This window comes from Conexibacter arvalis, assembly GCF_014199525.1.
In the GTDB taxonomy this organism is placed as follows: domain Bacteria; phylum Actinomycetota; class Thermoleophilia; order Solirubrobacterales; family Solirubrobacteraceae; genus Conexibacter; species Conexibacter arvalis.
Genome location: NZ_JACHNU010000003.1, coordinates 242,005 through 258,466 on the forward strand (window position 1 = coordinate 242,005; position 16,462 = coordinate 258,466).

General features: G+C 70.5%; 17 protein-coding genes. 4 read left to right on the forward strand and 13 right to left on the reverse strand.

The features are described from left to right. Positions 1 to 10 precede the first annotated feature (10 nt). The 12 genes from nuoL to BDZ31_RS13610 form a co-directional block, all read right to left on the reverse strand. Positions 11 to 2,026, reverse strand: a complete 2,016-nt coding sequence (nuoL, locus tag BDZ31_RS13555; protein WP_183342861.1) for an NADH-quinone oxidoreductase subunit L — start codon at positions 2,024 to 2,026, stop codon at positions 11 to 13. Beyond that, positions 2,023 to 2,322, reverse strand: a complete 300-nt coding sequence (nuoK, locus tag BDZ31_RS13560; protein WP_183342862.1) for an NADH-quinone oxidoreductase subunit NuoK — start codon at positions 2,320 to 2,322, stop codon at positions 2,023 to 2,025. Before nuoK ends, nuoL begins: the two co-directional genes overlap by 4 nt. 3 nt (positions 2,323 to 2,325) lie before the next feature. After that, the gene (locus BDZ31_RS13565; protein ID WP_183342863.1) at positions 2,326 to 3,036 is read right to left on the reverse strand and encodes an NADH-quinone oxidoreductase subunit J family protein; all 711 of its coding nucleotides are present in this window, start codon (positions 3,034 to 3,036) and stop codon (positions 2,326 to 2,328) included. A gap of 9 nt (positions 3,037 to 3,045) precedes the next feature. Next, a complete protein-coding gene (gene nuoI / locus BDZ31_RS13570; protein ID WP_183342864.1) occupies positions 3,046 to 3,579 on the reverse strand; it encodes an NADH-quinone oxidoreductase subunit NuoI in 534 nt (177 codons plus the stop codon). Then, on the reverse strand, positions 3,579 to 4,610 hold the full coding sequence (gene nuoH / locus BDZ31_RS13575) for an NADH-quinone oxidoreductase subunit NuoH (RefSeq protein WP_183342865.1): 1,032 nt from the start codon (positions 4,608 to 4,610) through the stop codon (positions 3,579 to 3,581). Before nuoH ends, nuoI begins: the two co-directional genes overlap by 1 nt. Next, a complete protein-coding gene (gene nuoG / locus BDZ31_RS13580) occupies positions 4,607 to 7,153 on the reverse strand; it encodes an NADH-quinone oxidoreductase subunit NuoG (protein ID WP_183342866.1) in 2,547 nt (848 codons plus the stop codon). The genes nuoH and nuoG overlap by 4 nt, the downstream gene beginning before the upstream one ends. A 1-nt stretch (position 7,154) precedes the next feature. Further along, a complete protein-coding gene (gene nuoF / locus BDZ31_RS13585) occupies positions 7,155 to 8,462 on the reverse strand; it encodes an NADH-quinone oxidoreductase subunit NuoF (protein ID WP_183342867.1) in 1,308 nt (435 codons plus the stop codon). After that, positions 8,455 to 9,096, reverse strand: a complete 642-nt coding sequence (locus tag BDZ31_RS13590; protein WP_183342868.1) for an NADH-quinone oxidoreductase subunit NuoE family protein — start codon at positions 9,094 to 9,096, stop codon at positions 8,455 to 8,457. Before BDZ31_RS13590 ends, nuoF begins: the two co-directional genes overlap by 8 nt. Further along, the gene (nuoD, locus tag BDZ31_RS13595) at positions 9,096 to 10,337 is read right to left on the reverse strand and encodes an NADH dehydrogenase (quinone) subunit D (protein ID WP_183342869.1); all 1,242 of its coding nucleotides are present in this window, start codon (positions 10,335 to 10,337) and stop codon (positions 9,096 to 9,098) included. Before nuoD ends, BDZ31_RS13590 begins: the two co-directional genes overlap by 1 nt. After that, complete coding sequence (locus BDZ31_RS13600) at positions 10,334 to 10,843, reverse strand: NADH-quinone oxidoreductase subunit C (RefSeq protein WP_183342870.1); 510 nt, start codon at positions 10,841 to 10,843, stop codon at positions 10,334 to 10,336. The genes nuoD and BDZ31_RS13600 overlap by 4 nt, the downstream gene beginning before the upstream one ends. Beyond that, positions 10,836 to 11,438: an NADH-quinone oxidoreductase subunit B gene (locus BDZ31_RS13605; RefSeq protein WP_425492730.1), complete on the reverse strand. Its 603-nt coding sequence runs from the start codon at positions 11,436 to 11,438 to the stop codon at positions 10,836 to 10,838. Before BDZ31_RS13605 ends, BDZ31_RS13600 begins: the two co-directional genes overlap by 8 nt. A 77-nt stretch (positions 11,439 to 11,515) precedes the next feature. After that, positions 11,516 to 11,881, reverse strand: coding sequence for an NADH-quinone oxidoreductase subunit A (locus BDZ31_RS13610; RefSeq protein WP_183342872.1), 366 nt, complete (start codon positions 11,879 to 11,881; stop codon positions 11,516 to 11,518). 94 nt (positions 11,882 to 11,975) lie between these two features. Between BDZ31_RS13610 and BDZ31_RS13615 the strand changes: the two genes are divergently transcribed. Continuing rightward, the gene (locus BDZ31_RS13615) at positions 11,976 to 12,434 is read left to right on the forward strand and encodes a hypothetical protein (protein ID WP_183342873.1); all 459 of its coding nucleotides are present in this window, start codon (positions 11,976 to 11,978) and stop codon (positions 12,432 to 12,434) included. Between the two features lie 210 nt (positions 12,435 to 12,644). Here the strand turns inward: BDZ31_RS13615 and BDZ31_RS13620 are convergent, their stop codons facing one another. Then, positions 12,645 to 12,992, reverse strand: a complete 348-nt coding sequence (locus BDZ31_RS13620) for a cupredoxin domain-containing protein (protein WP_183342874.1) — start codon at positions 12,990 to 12,992, stop codon at positions 12,645 to 12,647. Between the two features lie 79 nt (positions 12,993 to 13,071). Here BDZ31_RS13620 and BDZ31_RS13625 point away from each other — a divergent pair, with 79 nt between their 5' ends. From BDZ31_RS13625 to BDZ31_RS13635, 3 genes are read left to right on the forward strand one after another with little or no spacing between them, the layout of a single operon-like run. Beyond that, positions 13,072 to 13,590, forward strand: a complete 519-nt coding sequence (locus BDZ31_RS13625) for a c-type cytochrome (RefSeq protein WP_183342875.1) — start codon at positions 13,072 to 13,074, stop codon at positions 13,588 to 13,590. Between the two features lie 18 nt (positions 13,591 to 13,608). Continuing rightward, a complete protein-coding gene (gene serS, locus BDZ31_RS13630) occupies positions 13,609 to 14,844 on the forward strand; it encodes a serine--tRNA ligase (RefSeq protein WP_183342876.1) in 1,236 nt (411 codons plus the stop codon). Positions 14,845 to 14,868: 24 nt separating this feature from the next. Beyond that, entirely contained in the window at positions 14,869 to 16,461 is a 1,593-nt protein-coding gene (locus BDZ31_RS13635; protein ID WP_183342877.1) for an FAD-dependent thymidylate synthase, read from the forward strand. The last annotated feature ends 1 nt before the right edge of the window (position 16,462 follow it).

Here is a 16,462-nt window from a genome sequence, read left to right on the forward strand (position 1 = left end):
CAGCGGCGCCTCACGAGCTCGCGATCAGGAAGTACAGGACGACCGCTCCTCCGCCGAGCAGCAGGAGCGCGGCGTAGTAGCGCAGGAAGCCGGACTGCAGCGTCCGCACGACGGCCGAGCCGGCTCTGACGATGCCGGTCGCGCCGCCGATGAAGAGGCCGTCGACGACCCGCGGCTCGAACCACGTGCGGAAGAACGTCCCGGCCGCGGCCCACGGGCGCACGATCAGGAAGTCGATCAGCTCATCGAAGTACCACTTGTTGACGAGGAAGCGGTGCAGCCAGCCGAAGCGCGCCTGGAGCGCGGCCGCGGTGCCCGGCTTGCGCACCCAGATGTGGTACGCGATCGCGATGCCGGCCAGCGCGACGACCGTGCCAAGGATCATGCCGAACCAGATCATGCCGTCGCTGGCGTGCAGGTGGACGTACTTGGAGTCGGCGAAGGTCGGCTCCAGGAAGTCGGTGATCACGTGCGTGACGAACGGGATCTGGAGCACGCCGAGTATCGTCGCGCCGATCGCCAGCAGGCCCATCGCGATCTTCATCGGCTGCTCGCGATCGGCGATCACGTGCTCGGGGCCGGGGAAGCCGACCTCGGTGTCCTCGCGCTCGCCGTTGGCCGGGTTGGTCGGGTACTCGGCGTGGGCGATGTGGCCGTGCTCGAGCTCGACCGCCTCGGGGCACGGTCTGTTGAAGAAGGCGCGGAAGATCATCCGCCACGTGTAGATGCCGGTCAGGAAGGCGCCGATGTAGCCGACGACGTAGAGGACGGTGAACCAGCCCTCGCGCGCCCCGACCATCGCGAGGATCTCGTCCTTGGAGAAGAAGCCGGAGAACGGCGGCACGCCCGACAGCGCGAGGCCGCCGACGACGAAGCAGCCGAACGTGAACGGCATCGCTCTCTTGAAGCCGGACATCTTGTCGAGCGACTGGGCGCCGGCCATCGCGCCGATGATCGAGCCGGCCGCCATGAACAGCAGCGCCTTGAAGAAGGCGTGCGTCATCAGGTGGAAGAGGCCCGCGGCGTAGGCGCCGGCGGAGACGCCCATGATCATGTAGCCGATCTGCGACATCGTCGAGTAGGCGATCACGCGCTTGATGTCGGTCTGCGTGAGCGCGATCGTGCCGGCGACCAGCAGCGTCGCGCAGCCGACGATCGCGCCGACGTTCGCGGCGGCCGGAGCGGCCTCGAACAGCGGGAACATGCGCGAGATCAGGTAGACGCCCGCGGTCACCATCGTGGCGGCGTGGATCAGCGAGGAGACCGGCGTCGGGCCCTCCATCGCGTCCGGGAGCCAGGTGTGGAACGGCAGCTGCGCCGACTTCGCGAAGGCGCCGACGAGCAGCAGCAGGCAGCCGGCGACGAGCGCGCCCTCGTGGGCGTCGAAGGCGCCGGCTCTGACGGCCTCGAAGGTGCCGAGGAAGTCGAGCGTCCCGCTGTAGCGCAGGATGAAGAAGGTGCCGAGCACGAGGCCGACGTCGCCGACGACGTTGATGACGAACGCCTTGATGCCGGCCTTCGTCGCCGTGTCGCGGCGGTACCAGAACGAGATCAGCAGGTAGGAGGCGGCGCCGACGAACGCCCAGCCGACGATCAGCAGCAGGAAGTTCGCCGCCAGCACCAGCACCAGCATCGAGAAGACGAAGAAGTTCAGGTACGCGAAGTAGCGCGCGTTGCCGCGGTCGCTCTTCATGTAGCTGATCGAGTAGAGGTGGATCAGCGTCGAGACGCCCGTGACGACGAGCATCATGAAGACCGACAGCGGGTCGACGAGGATCGCCAGTCTGGCGTCGATCGAGCCGGAGACGGCGTAGTCCCACAGCGACGACGTCAGCTGCCGGTGGTGCTCGTCCTGGCCCTGCAGCGAGATGAGCGAGGCGACGGCGGAGGCGAACGCCAGCAGGATCGCCAGCGTTCCGATCGCGCCGGCCGGCCCTCTGGCCAGACGCTTGTGGCCGAGGCCGATGAGGATCGTCCCCGCCAGCGGAAAGGCGAGGACGAGCCAGGCCCAGGTGGTAGTGCTCACCCTTGCAGCTCCTTGATCCCATCCACGTCGATCGGCATTCTGCGGCGGAAGATCGCCACGATCAGGCCGAGACCGACAGCAACTTCACATGCGGCGACGACCATCACGGTCAGCGCGAAGATCTGGCCGTCGAGGTTCCCGTGCATGCGCGAGAAGGCGACCAGCGCGAGGTTCGCCGCGTTGAGCATCAGCTCCAGGCAGAGCAGGATCACGAGCGGGTTGCGCCGCGTGAGCACGCCGCCCGCGCCGATGCAGAAGATCAGGGCGGAGACGACCAGGTACCAACTGATTGCCATGGTTTACGCCTCCTCCCCGGCGTCGTCGCCGGAGGCCGGGTTGGCGCCGTCGCGCGGCGCGGGGGCGGCGGCCGGCACCGGCGCCGGCTGGCGCGGCTCCTCCGGCGGGGCTCTCATGCGGCCGACGGCCTCGGCCAGGGTGCCGCTGAACAGCGAGCGCGGGGTGATGTACTGGCCCGGCACGTACGGGCGGTCGTCGAGCGCCCGGCCGCCGTCGCGGCGGCGGGCCAGCATGACGGCGCCGACGGTCGCGGTCAGCAGCAGCAGCGACGCGATCTGGAACGGCAGCTGGAACTTCGTCAGCAGCGCCTCGCCGATGTCGGCCGGCGAGCCGAAGCCCGGGACGTACGGGGCGCCGTCGCCGTCGATCGCCTTCAGGCCCGAGCCGAGCATCGCGATGCACAGCTCGACGAACAGCATGCCGATGAACAGCCCGGCGATCACTCTCAGTCTCGCGCCGCCGCGTCCGAGCGGCACCGTCCCGTCGCCCACGTATGAGACGACGAAGACGTAGAGCACGGTCACGGCGCCGGCGTAGACGATCACCTGCGCGGCGGCGAGGAACTCGGCCCGCAGCAGCAGGAACAGCGCCGCCAGCGAGATCAGGTGCCCGACGAGCGCGAGCACGCTGTAGAAGGGGTTGTGCAGCGTGACGACGCCGATCGCCCCGGCGAGGGCGCCGATCGCCGCGATGAAGAAGATGACTTCGGCCATGGCGCTCGCCTACTCGTCCTCGGTCCGGAGCGGGGTGCGCTCGAGCGGCTCGGCGAGCAGCATCTCCTTGGTGAAGATGAGGTCCGTGCGGTTGTAGTCGGACATCTCGTAGTCGTGGCCCATCGTGATCGCGTCGAACGGGCACGCGACCTCGCAGTAGCCGCAGAAGATGCAGCGCGAGAGGTTGATCTCGTAGACGGCGGCGTAGCGCTCGCCGGCGGAGACGCGGTGCTCGGGCGTGTTCTCGGCCGCGACGACGCGGATGCAGTCGGCCGGGCAGGCGGCGGCGCAGAGCGAGCAGCCGACGCACTTCTCCAGGCCGGTGTCCGCGAACTTGTGCAGCTTGTGCCGGCCGCGGAAGCGCGGGTAGACCGGGACCTTCTCCTCGGGGTACTGGTAGACGACCGGTCTCTCGAGCATCCGCCCGAAGGTCGTCTTGAGCCCGCGGAGGGTCTCGCCGAACGCGCGGTACGCGCCGCCGGCGCCGCCGGGCTTCGGCGCGCGCTGGACGGCGACGACGTCCTCGCCAGGGTTCCAGGCCATCAGTCAGTCACCACCACGATGATTGCGGTCACGATCACGTTGGCCGTCGCCAGCGGCAGCAGGATCTTCCAGCCAAGGGCCATCAGCTGGTCGTAGCGCGGGCGCGGGAACGTGGTGCGCGCCCACACGAAGACGCAGATCACGAGGACCGTCTTGACGAGCACGACGATCGGGTCGACCCACGTGGGCGGGTCGACGAACGGCAGCTGCCAGCCGCCGAGGAACATCGTCACCGCGATCGCCGAGGCGATGACCATGTGGAAGTACTCCGCGGCGTAGTAGGTCGCGAAGCGGCCGCCGCCGTACTCGGTCGAGTAGCCGCCGACCAGCTCCGCCTCGGCCTCGGAGAGGTCGAACGGCGGGCGGCCGGTCTCCGCGAAGGCCGAGACGATGTAGATGCAGAAGCCGACGAACTGGGGAACGATGTACCACATTCCCGACTGCGCCTCGACGATCCCGGTGAGCGAGAGCGTCCCGGCGGTGATGACGATGCCGAGGATCGAGAAGCCCATCGCCAGCTCGTAGGAGATCAGCTGGGCAGCCGAGCGCATCGCGCCGAGGAAGGAGTACTTCGAGCCGGAGGCCCAGCCGCCGAGCATCAGGCCGTAGACCGACAGGCCGCTGAAGGCGAAGGCGAAGAGGATGCCGATCGAGACGTCGATCCCGTACAGCCCCACCTCGGTGCCGAAGATGTCGACGGTGCCGCCGAACGGGATGATCGCGAAGGTCGCCGCCGCGCAGATCATCGAGATGACCGGGGCGAAGGCGAACAGGAATCCGACCGACGTTCTCGGGCGGAACTGCTGCTTGAACAGCAGCTTGCCGATGTCGGCCATCGGCTGCAGCGCGCCGTAGGGGCCGACGCGGTTGGGGCCGTAGCGCATCTGCATGCGACCCATCAGCTTGCGGTCGAGCATCAGCGCCAGCGGGACGAGCGTGAAGCCGACCAGGAAGATGACGACCGCCTTGATGATCTGGATCCACCACGACTCGGCGAACCCGACCTCGGCGAAGGGGACCAGCACGCTCACGAATTCACCTCATCGTCGGAAGGACGAGCCCCCCGGGCGAGACCTTCCAGTGGAACCGGAGGCCTCTGGCCGTACGGTTCCACCGACACGAGCTGCGGCGCCTCGCCGAGCAGCTCGGTCGCGGACTGCTCGGCCGTCGCCTCCGCGAGGAAGACGGTGCCGGCGGGGACGTTGCCGCGGACGAAGACCTTGGCGAGCACGGTCGCGTCACCGGCGGTGACGGAGACCTTCGCGCCGTTGTCGACGCCGAGGCGCTCGGCGTCGACAGGCGACAGCTCGGCCTGCTGCTTGGCGGCGAGGAACTTCAGCGCCGGCGAGACCTCGACCTCGGGCGCCGCCCAGATCGGGCGGTAGGTGCCCAGGCGCAGCGCGCCGTTCGGTCTCGGAGCGGGGAGCGGCTCGCCGCTCTCGACGGGACCGGCCGGCGCGGCGGGCGCCGCGGAGGCGGCCTCGCGCTCCTGCCAGCGGACGCCGCGGCCGCCGATCTCCTTCAGCGTCAGGCCGGCGTAGAACGGGACCGCCTCGACCAGCTGTCTGGTCGCCATCGGGCCGGTGAGGACGCCGAGGTCGAGCCCGAGCCGCTTGGAGAGGTCGGCGATCACCTGCCACTCGGCGCGGACGGCGCCGGGGCGGCCGATCGCGACGCGCAGGCGCTGGACGCGGCCGTCGAGGTTGACGATCGTCCCCTCCTTCTCGGCGTACGACTCGGCCGGGAAGACGACGGTCGCGTGCTCGCGCAGCGTGTCGTTCAGCAGCGTGGCGTGGGCGACGAGCGCGTCGGCGTTGGCGGCGGCGCGCTCCCACAGGCGGCGGTCGGCGTAGTCGCGGACCGGGTCGGCGTGCAGCAGCCACAGCGTCGAGAGGTCGCCCGACGCGAGCGCGGCGGCGATCTCGCGCGCCGGCTTGCCGGGCGCCTTGGGGGCGCTCAGGCCCGGGCCGCCGTTGCTCTGGACGCCGGCCTCGCGCAGGCCGCGGCCGTTGCCGCCGACCGGCACCTCGATCAGGCCGGCGCCGTCGCGGCCCTCCAGTCTCAGCGCCGCGGCGACGTTCAGCAGCGCCGGCAGGGGCGCCGCGCCGAGCCGCTGGCTCCAGAGGATCACGACGTCCTCGCCGCCGTCCTTCAGCAGCGCGGCGAGCGCCTCGAGCGCCTTCGGGTCGGCGTCGGCGGCGTCGCAGAGCGCGCTCAGGTCGCCGCTGCCGGTGACCGCGGCCTCGAGCGCCGCGACGAAGGCGTGCTCGCCGCCGGGGGCGTAGCGCAGCCACAGCTTCGCGTTGGGGTCGAGCGCGCTCGGGCGGCTGGTCGCGACCGCGAGCTTGACGCCGTTGCGGCGCACGCCCTTGCGGATGCGCAGGTCGAGCGAGGCGACGTCGTCGATCGGGTCGGTCCCCAGCACGAGCACCGTGTGGGCGAACTCGAGGTCCGGGATCGTCGCCTGCAGGCCGGGCGCCGCGAGCGCCTGCTGCAGGCCCAGGTCGACCTGCGGGAGGCCGGCGCGGGAGTCGACGTGGGGCGACTTCAGCGCCTCGCGCACGACGCGCTGGAGCAGGAAGCCCTCCTCGTTGGTCGTCGTGCCGCCGGCGAGCGCCGCGGTCTTCGACCCGCCCGCCTGCAGCGCGGCGGCGGCGACGTCGAGCGCGTACTCCCACGTCGCCGGGACCAGCTCGCCGCTCTCGGAGTCGCGCACGAGCGGCTCGGTGATCCGCTCCTCGCTGTGGATCGCCTGGTAGGCGAAGCGGCCCTTGTCGCACAGCCAGCCGTCGTCGACGCCCTCGTTGTCGCGCGCGAGGACGCGCAGGACGCGCTCGTCGCGGACGGTGAACTCGACGTTGCACTGGGCCGGGCAGTGGGTGCAGACCGAGCCGGCGCCCTCGATGTCCCACGGACGGGCGCGGAAGCGGTAGGCGCGCGAGGTCAGCGCGCCGACCGGGCACAGCTCGATGATGTTGCCGCTGAACGGCGCGACGTACGGGTGGCCGTCGAAGGTGCCGACGTAGGTCGACGCGCCGCGCTCGTTGAGGACCAGCTGGTAGTCCTCGGAGACCTCCTGCGAGAAGCGGACGCAGCGGTAGCAGAGGATGCAGCGCTCGCGGTCGATCGCGATCAGCGGCGAGAGCTCGAGCGGCTTCTTGAAGTGGCGCTTGGGCTCGACCATCCGCGATATGCCGCGGCCCCAGCCGAAGGTGATGTCCTGCAGCGGGCACTCGCCGCCCTTGTCGCAGACCGGGCAGTCGAGCGGGTGGTTGACGAGCAGGAACTCGATCACCGAGTTCTGCGCCTCTCTGACGCGGTCGGTCTGGGTGTGGACGACCATGCCGTCCTTGACCGGCGTCGAGCAGGCGGTCTGCAGCTTCGGTATCCCCTCGACCTCGACGAGGCACATGCGGCAGGCGCCGACGGGCGCGCCGAGCTTCGGCTCGTAGCAGAAGACGGGGATCTCGACGTCGCCGTACTTGGCGCCGTCGACCAGCATCACGCCCTCGGGCGCGCTGACCTCGCGCCCGTCGATCGAGAACGTGACGAATCTTCTTTCAGGGCGCGGCATCTCAGGCGGCTCCAGCGATCGCGATCGGAGACGGCTCCGGCATCTCGCCGAAGCCGGCGGCGGCGCGCTTCTCCTCGATGTACTGCTCGAACTCGCCGCGGAACTTGGCGACCATCGACGACAGCGGCATCGCCATCGCGTCGCCGAGGACGCAGAGGCAGTTGCCCATGATCTGGTCCTGGACGGAGGCGATGATGTCGAGATCCATCGGCGTGGCGTCGCCCTCGTGGATCCGCTGGAGCATCTTCACGGTCCAGTTGGTCCCCTCGCGGCAGGGGGTGCACTTGCCGCACGACTCGTGTCTGTAGAACTTCGCCAGCGTCAGCGCGACGTCGACGACCGAGTTGGAGTCGTCGACGACGATGATCGCGCCGGAGCCGAGCATCGAGCCGGCCTTCGCCATCGAGTCGAAGTCGTAGGGCAGCTCGAGGTCCTCAGGCGTCAGCACCGGCGAGGAGGAGCCGCCGGGGAACCAGAACTTGATCTCCCGGCCGGGCTCGGGGCCGCCCGCGAGGCCGTAGACGATGTCTCTCGACTTCATCCCCAGCTCGATCTCGTAGTTGCCCGGTCTCTGGACGTTGCCGGAGATCGAGATCAGCTTCGTGCCGGCCGAGTTGTCGACGCCGAGCTTCGCGTACTCCGTGCCGCCCATCTTGATGATGTGCGGGACGGTCGCGAGCGTCTCGACGTTGTTGATCAGCGTCGGGCCCTGGTAGAGGCCCTGGTTGGCCGGGAACGGCGGCTTCAGGCGCGGGTTGCCGCGCTTGCCCTCGAGCGAGTCGAGCAGGCCGGTCTCCTCGCCGCAGATGTAGGCGCCGGCGCCGCGGTGCAGCACGAGCGTCTGCGAGTGGCCCGAGCCAAGGATGTCCTCGCCCAGGAAGCCGGCCTCGCGCGCCTCGTGGATCGCCGCCTCGAGCTTCATCGCCTGCAGCTCGTACTCGCCGCGGATGTAGATGAAGGAGCGGTTGGCGCCGGCCGCGTACGCCGCGATGATCATGCCCTCGACGAGCATGTGCGGCGACTTCTGCATCAGCTCGCGGTCCTTGAAGGTCCCGGGCTCGGACTCGTCGGCGTTGCAGACGAGGTACTTGTCCATCGCCCCTCTGGGCAGGAACGAGACCTTCTTGCCCATCGCGAAGCCGGCGCCGCCGCGGCCGCGCAGGCCGGAGTCGAGCAGGTTCTGGAGGACCTCCTCGGGCGTCATTCTCAGCGCCCGCTTGAGCGACTCGTAGCCGCCGCGGCGCATGTAGACCTCGATCGTGTCGAGGCCCGGCTCGTCGATCCGGTCGAAGAGAAGCTTGTCACTCATGGGCCTGTGCCTTTGCTCCAGGGTCGGCGCACGCGCGCCGGGAAAGCTGCTTCTCGGGCAGCACCTCGCGGCCCTCTCTCAGGTCCGCGACGAGCTGCTCGGCGTCGGCCAGCTCGAGCGGGCCGACGAACTCGCCGTTGACCGAGGCCATCGGCGCGATGTCGCAGGCGCCGAGGCACTCGAAGCCGCGGACGTTGAAGTCGGGGTCCTCGCCGGCCGCCTGCTGGACGGCGGCGAGCAGCTCGGGGCCGCCGCGCAGCGAGCAGCTGATGTTCGTGCAGACGTAGACTCTGTGTCTGCCGACCGGCTCGGTCTCGAACATGTCGTAGAAGGTCGCGACCGCCGTCAGGTAGCCGGGCGTGAGGCGCATGACGCAGGCGACCTGCTCGATCGCCTCCGGCGAGCACCAGCCGTGCAGGTCCTGCGCCGCGTGCAGCGCCGGGATCGCGGCGGAGCGGAAGTTCGGGTACTTCGCCATCGCCGCCTCGATCTGCTCGCGCAGCTGCGGCGGGACGGGCGTCGTCGCCGGGTCGGGGACCGGCGCCGGGTCCTTGCCGAGATCGACCGAGTCGTCCCAGCCAGGGATTCGCGAGCCGTGCCCGTAGCGAGCGACGGCCGGAGACTGCTCGGACATCAGCGGTCCACTCCTCCGAGGACGGGGTCCAGCATCGCGAGCGTCGCCACGAGGTCCGCGATGTAGGTGTCGCGGCTCGCCGGCGCGGTCGCCTGAAGGTTCACGAACGAGGGGTCGCGCATGTGCACGCGCGCCGGCTTGGAGGAGCCGTCGGAGCGCACGAAGCAGCCGAGCTCGCCGCGCGGCGACTCGATCGGGAAGTAGACCTCGCCCGGCGGGACGCGGAAGCCCTCGGTCACCAGCTTGAAGTGGTGGATGAGCGCCTCCATCGAGGTCGCCAGCTCATGGCGCGGCGGCAGCGCGACCTTGCGGTCCTCGGTGATGAAGGGGCCCTCGGGGAGGCCGTCGAGCGCCTGGTCGATGATCTCGCACGACTCGATGATCTCGGCGTGGCGGACCCGGTAGCGATCGTAGTTGTCGCCCGTGGTCCCGACCGGGATCTTGAATCTGAAGTCCTCGTAGGAGCAGTACGGCGCCGCCTTGCGCAGGTCCCACGGGTTGCCGGTCGCGCGCAGCAGCGGGCCGGTGACGCCCAGGTCCAGCAGCGTCTCCTCGTCGACCGTGCCGGTGTTGCGCATGCGCTGGAGGAAGATCTCGTTCTTGTCCAGCAGCGCGCTGTACTGCTCGGAGCGGTGGCGCATCGTCTGCGTGAATCTCTTCACGCGCTCGGCCCAGCCGCGGGGGATGTCCTCGATCACGCCGCCGACCTGGAAGTAGCGCGTGTGCATGCGCTGGCCCGACGACATCTCAAACAGGTCGAGGACGGCCTCGCGCTCGCGGAAGCAGTACCACCAGACGCCGATCGCCCCGAGGTCGATGCAGCTCGTGCCGAGCCACACCAGGTGCGACATGATCCGGTTGAGCTCCATGTGGATCACGCGCAGGTACTGGGCGCGCTTGGGCACCTCGACCTCGAGCAGCTTCTCGACGGCGCCGCAGTAGGCGTACGAGTTGAAGTAGTAGGCGAGGTAGTCCATCCGCTCGACGACCGGGATGACCTTCCAGTACGCCTTCTGCTCGGCGGTCTTCTCGATGCCGGTGTGGACGTAGCCGATGATCGGCTTGATGTCGCGGACGATCTCGCCCTCGAGCGTGAGGATGAGCCGCAGCACGCCGTGCGTCGACGGGTGGTGCGGGCCCATGTTGATCGTCATCAGCTCCTGCTCGAGCCCCATGCCGGCGGGCTCGGCGGAGTAGGAGATCGACTGCTCGCGTCTGCGGTAGTCGCTCAGCGCGCTCATCGCGACCACCCCGGGATCTTGTCCTCGTTGTAGGTGAAGATGACCGGCTCGCCGCCGATCGGGAAGTCGCGTCGCTGCGGATGGCCCTCGTAGTCCTCGGGCATCAGGATGCGGCGCAGGTCGGGATGGCCGTCGAAGATGACGCCGAACATGTCGTAGACCTCGCGCTCGGGATGGTTGGCGCCGGACCAGAGGTCGCAGACGGTCGCGACGTGCGCATCGTCGATCGGCATGCGGACCTTCACGCAGATGCGGTCGACGTTCGTCATGTCGAGCAGCTGGTAGTGGACGCCGAGGCGCGGCTCCTCGGGGTAGTAGTCGACCCCGTGGAGGCTGGCGAGCGCGTTGTAGCCGCGCGCCTTCAGCGTCTCCAGCACCGGATGGACCTGGGCGGGGTCGACGGAGATCGTCGCCTCGCCGCGGAAGTGGAGGGTGTCGAGGACCGCGTCGGGATGCTTCTCGCGCAGGTCCTGAGCGATCAGCTCCAGACCTGTCGCGTCAGGCACCTTGGGTCTCCCCGCTCTGGAAGACGTTGATCGCGTTGACGCCGGGCCGGTCGGCGTCGCCGACGACCTCCTCGGTGCCCTCCGCCTCGTAGCGCTCGCGCCAGCCCTTCGGCGGGTTGCCGTGGACCTTGGAGCGCAGCTTCAGGATCGCGTGCGCGAGCGCCTCCGGGCGCGGCGGGCAGCCGGGCACGTGGACGTCGATCGGCATGAACTTGTCGGCCGGGACGAGCGCGTAGTTGTTGAAGACGCCCATCGAGGAGCAGCAGGCGCCCATCGAGATCGCCCAGCGCGGCTCGAGCATCTGGTCGTAGATGCGGCGGACGATCGGCGCCATCTTGATCGAGACGCGACCGGAGAGGATCAGCATGTCGGCCTGGCGCGGCGAGGCGCGGAAGGCCTCGAAGCCGAAGCGGCCGATGTCGACGCGGGCGCCGGGCAGCGACATCATCTCGATCGCGCAGCAGGCGAGGCCGAAGGTCGCGGGGAACATCGAGTTGCCGCGCGCCCACGCGGTCACCTTGTCGAGCGTCGTCGTGAGGACGCGCTCCTCCACGTACTGCTCCAGCTCGGCGTCGGTGAGGTCGCCGCGCAGCATGTCGCGCGCGCGCTGCTGCCGGATGCGGAACTGCTCGCCGCCGCCCTCGACGAGGGGCTGGCCGAGCTTGGCGCGCGTTATCTCCATTCCATTGCCTTTCGGCGCCATTCGTAGACGAAGGCGACGACCAGCGGCACGAGGAAGACGCACATCGCGACCAGCGCGAACGTACCGACCTCCCGCAGCTGCACCGCGATCGGGTAGATGAACAGCAGTTCGACGTCGAAGATGATGAACAGCATCGCGATCAGGTAGAAGCTGATCCCGAAGCGGAAGCTGCCTCTCACCTCGGAGGGCAGGCCACACTCGTAGGGGGTTACCTGAGCGTCTCTCGTGGTGCCCGCGCGCTTGGGCCCGAGCAGCGAGCCGGCGGACACGAACACCGCGCCGATGACAGCGCCGAGGACGACAAAGACGATGGCGGGACCGTACGTAGTCAGCATCTCCGCCGTGGTTATATCACCAGTCCGTAGAAGCTTGTAACAACGTGTTACTTAGTGCTTAAAGTGTCGATATGCATGTGCTGAAAGGCGCAAGATGGCAACCGTTCACCTCGTCGTCGGCGTGCTCCTGCTCGCCCTCAACCTCGCCGCCGGCGTCGTCGGCGCGTGGGCCTGGCTGAGAGTCCAGCCGAGCCTCGTCTTCTGGCGCCTGCTGCGCGCCGGCCAGGCGGCGATAGTCGTGCAGGTGCTGCTCGGCGCGCTGCTGCTCGTGCTCGGCCACTCGCCCGACGGCGACCTGCACATCCTCTACGGGGTGCTGCCGCTCGCGATCGCGTTCATCGCCGAGCAGCTGCGGATCGGCTCGGCCGAGGCGATCCTCGACAGTCGCGGCTTCGCCTCCTCGCAGGATGTCGGGGAGCTGCCGGCCGACGAGCAGCGAGTCGTCGTCCTGTCGATCGTGCGGCGCGAGGTCGGCGTGATGACGATCTCCTGCTTCGTGATCGTCGTGCTGGCGCTGCGGGCGGCCGGCGAGGCCGGCGCGATCCCGCTCTGAGCGCGCGCGCCTCGGCCGCCCCGGTGAGGAATGCGGCGCGGCCGAGCGCGAGGAAGCGAGGGTCCCGGCACCGACCCTCTTTGGTTGCCGCCGTTGAGGACGATCGAAGGAAGATCGTCTCGGCCGGCGCCGGGACTGGGAGGGCTTTCGGCGCCGCGCGGCTCGCTCCTGCACGACTTCGAGCGATTCCCATCCACGCGCGAGAGGCGCTCAGCCGCGAACGGTCACCGTCCCCCACTCGCCGAGCGTGTTGTGGCGCTCCTGGGCGCAGCGCATCAGGTACTCGCCCGGGGTCAGGCGGACGGTGAGCGTCTGCGACTCGCCTGGCTTCAGCGGGCGGCCGCGCACGAGCAGCCTTCTGTCGCCGTCGGCCCGGCGCAGCTCGAAGCGGTGGACGATGCGGCCGTCGTTGCGGATCGTGAAGGCGCGGCGCCCGGCCGAGAGGCGCAGCTCCTGGGGGTCGAGGCGGAACTCCGACATCGCCACGACGGCGGCGCTGGTGTCGGCGACGTCGGCGCTGCGACCGCTGCCGCAGCCGCCGAGTGCGAGCGCGGCCACGACGAAAAGGGCCGCAAACGGACGCTTCGGGGGGAGTGGGGGCATCGCGGCGGGATTCTTCCGTATAGTCCCCGACCGCATGACGCGCCTTCCGAAGTCGATCACCATCATCGCCGCCGCGCTGGCGGTCTCCGTCTCGGTCGCCGCCTGCGGCGAGCAGAAGATCCAGGTCGCCGCCGACAGCCCGGAGCGGCATGCCGCCGAGGTCTTCAAAGAGCGCTGCGCCGGCTGCCACACCTTCAACGCCGCCGGCACCCGCGGCTCCGCGGCCAACATCAGAACCCGCGAGCGCACCGACGGCCCGAACTTCAACGTCCGCTTCGCCTGCGTCGAGCGCGTGCTCTACGCGATCCAGAACGGCGGCTTCTCCGGCGCGATCATGCCGGGCAACATCGTCGTCGGCAGAGATGCCGTCGCGGTCGCGGAGTTCGTCTCCAAGTACGCCGGCTCCGAAGCGCCCGGCGGCCGCCCCGCCGGCATGGGCGACGAGGCCAACGGCTATCAGTGCACGGCCGACACCGCGGAGCCGAGCGACCCGTCCGAGAACCAGCCCGACCAGGCTGGCAGCGGCGACAGCGGCACCGGTCCCGGCGAGTAGTTCCGGAGCACCCGAGGCGTGCTCGACCTCCGGCTGATCCGCAGAGAGCCCGACGCCGTGCGAGCCGCGCTCGCGCGGCGCGGCGACGTCGCGGCCGACGCGATCGACCGCCTGCTCGCGCTCGACCAGCGCTGGCGCGGGCTGACCGCGCAGCTGGAGGAGATCCAGGCGCAGCAGAACAGGCTCAGCCGCGCGCTGCGGGGCGCGCCGACGCCCGAGCAGCACGCCGAGATGAGCGAGCTGGCCGCGCGCGGCCGCGCCCAGTCCGACGAGCAGGCCGGCATCAGACGCGAGCTCGACGAGCTGCTCGCCTCGCTGCCGAACGTCCCGGCGCCCGATGCTGCGCCGGAGGACACCGTCGTGCGCGAGGTCGGCGACGCGACCAAGACCGGCAAGGACCACCTCGAGCTGGCCGGCGAGCGGATCGACATGGAGCGCGGCGCGCGCCTGTCGGGCTCGCGCTTCGCCTACCTGCGCGGCGACCTCGTGATGCTCGAGCTGGCGCTCGTCCGCTACGCGCTCGAGAAGCTGCGCGGCGAGGGCTTCGAGCCGGTGATCCCGCCGGTGCTCGTGCGCGAGCAGGCGCTGTACGGGACGGGCTTCCTGCCCGACACCGAGCAGCAGATCTACCACCTGCCCGCCGACGACCTCTACCTCGCCGGCACCTCGGAGGTGGCGCTCGCCTCGCTGCACCAGGGCGAGATCCTCGCCGAGGAGGAGCTGCCGCGCCGCTACGCCGGCTTCTCCCCCTGCTTCCGCCGCGAGGCCGGCGCCGCCGGCAGAGACACGCGCGGCATCTTCCGCGTCCACCAGTTCGACAAGGTCGAGATGTTCTCGTTCGTCACCCCCGATCAGTCGGAGGCCGAGCACGAGCGTCTGCTGGCGATCGAGGAGTCGATCCTGCAGGACCTCCAGATCCCGTACCGCGTCGTCAACATCGCGGTCGACGACCTCGGCGCCTCGGCGGCGAAGAAGTACGACACCGAGGGCTGGCTGCCGGGACAGGAGCGCTTCCGCGAGCTGACGTCGACCTCGAACACGACCGACTACCAGGCCCGGCGGCTCGACATCCGCTACCGGCCCAAGGACGCCAAGAAGCCGGTCACGCTGCACACGCTCAACGGCACCGCCGTCGCGGTCGGCCGCACGATCATCGCGCTGCTGGAGAACGGCCAGCAGGAGGACGGCTCGATCGCGCTGCCGCCCGCGCTGGTCGCGGCCGGCGCGCCCGCGGTCATCCCGGCCGCGTCCTGAGCGCGCGCTAGGCTCCCCGGCCCCGTGCAGTACCCCCGCGAGACCTTCACCGACGCCGAGCGCGCGCGCCTGGCCCCCCACTTCAGCGACCTCGACGGCCCCGTCTTCGCGCTCACCAACCTGCCCGAGACCGTGAAGGGCGCGCTGTTCGCGCGCTACTCGCGCTACCCGGGCACGCTGCGGCGGCTGTTCCTCGACGAGTTCGCGCCGTCGCTGCCGGAGCTGCCGGCCGGCTGGGACACGGTCGGCGAGGGCGAGCGCGCGGCGCGCCTCTACGAGACGATCTTCCTCGGCTACGGCGACGACTCGGTCGCGCAGCTCGGCGGCGTCCACGTCGCCTGCGAGTGGGTCTCCAACGTGCTGACGAAGGTCCTCCAGCGGCCGCGGATCGGCGCCTACCTGGAGCAGTCGACGCGCTACATCGCCTACGACGCCGAGATGCCCGGCGGCGGCTATCGCTACTGGCGCGACCCGGAGCTCGGGCCCGAGTACGCGGCCGCGATGGACGAGCTGTTCGCGATCTACTCGGCCGCGATCCCGGTCGTCACGGCCTCGGTCGCCGAGCGCTTCCCGCGCGGCGAGGGCGAGTCCGAGAGAGCGCACGCGCGCGCGATCAAGGCGAAGGCGCTCGACCTGCTGCGCGGCCTGCTGCCGGCCGCGTCGCTGTCGCACATGGGGATCTTCGCGACCGGCCAGACCTACGAGCAGCTGATCCTCCACCTGCTCGCCCACCCGCTGCCGGAGGCGCGGCGATACGGCGAGATGCTGCTCGACGCGGTCAAGGCGACGATCCCCAGCTTCGTGACGCGCGTCGAGCGGCCCGACCGCGGCGGCGCGTGGGTCGACTACCTGCGCACCCGCGCCGACGCCGGCCGCGCGTGGGCGAGACGGCTCGGCCTCGACGAGGCCGACGGGGCGCTCGGCTCGTCGGTGCGCCTGCAGCGCGTCGACGGCGACGAGGACGACCTGCTCGCCGCGCTGCTGTTCGAGGCGACCGGCGTCGAGGAGGAGCGCACCCGCGAGCGCGTCCGCTCGCTGGACGTCGAGGAGCGCGCGCGGCTGCTGCGCGACCTCGTCGGCGCCCGCGCCAACCGCCGCCACCGCCCCGGCCGCGGCTTCGAGGCGCTGCGCTACCGCTTCGAGATCGTCTCCGACTACGGCGCCTTCCGCGACCTCCAGCGCCACCGCATGCTGACCGTCCAGTGGCAGGCGCTCTCGCCGGCGCTCGGCGCCGAGGTCCCGGCGGAGGTCGACGAGGCCGGCGCGGGCGACGCCTATCGCCGCGCGCTGGAGATCTCCCGCCGCGAGTACGAGCGGCTCGTCGCCGCCGGGCACGCCGAGGCGGCGCCGTACGCCGTCTGCCTCGGCTACCGCATCCGCTACGTGCTCGACATGAACGCCCGCGCCGCGATGCAGCTGATCGAGCTGCGCTCCGGCCGCGAGGGCCATCCGAGCTACCGCGCCGTCGCGCACGAGCTGCACGCGCAGATCGCGGCCGTCCACCCGGCCGTCGGCGCGACGATGACGCATGTCGACCGCACCGCCGAGCCGCGCCTGGAGCGGATCCTCTCGGAGATGCGGACCGAGGCGAAGCGGGCGCAGGCCGAGCGGGGCTGAG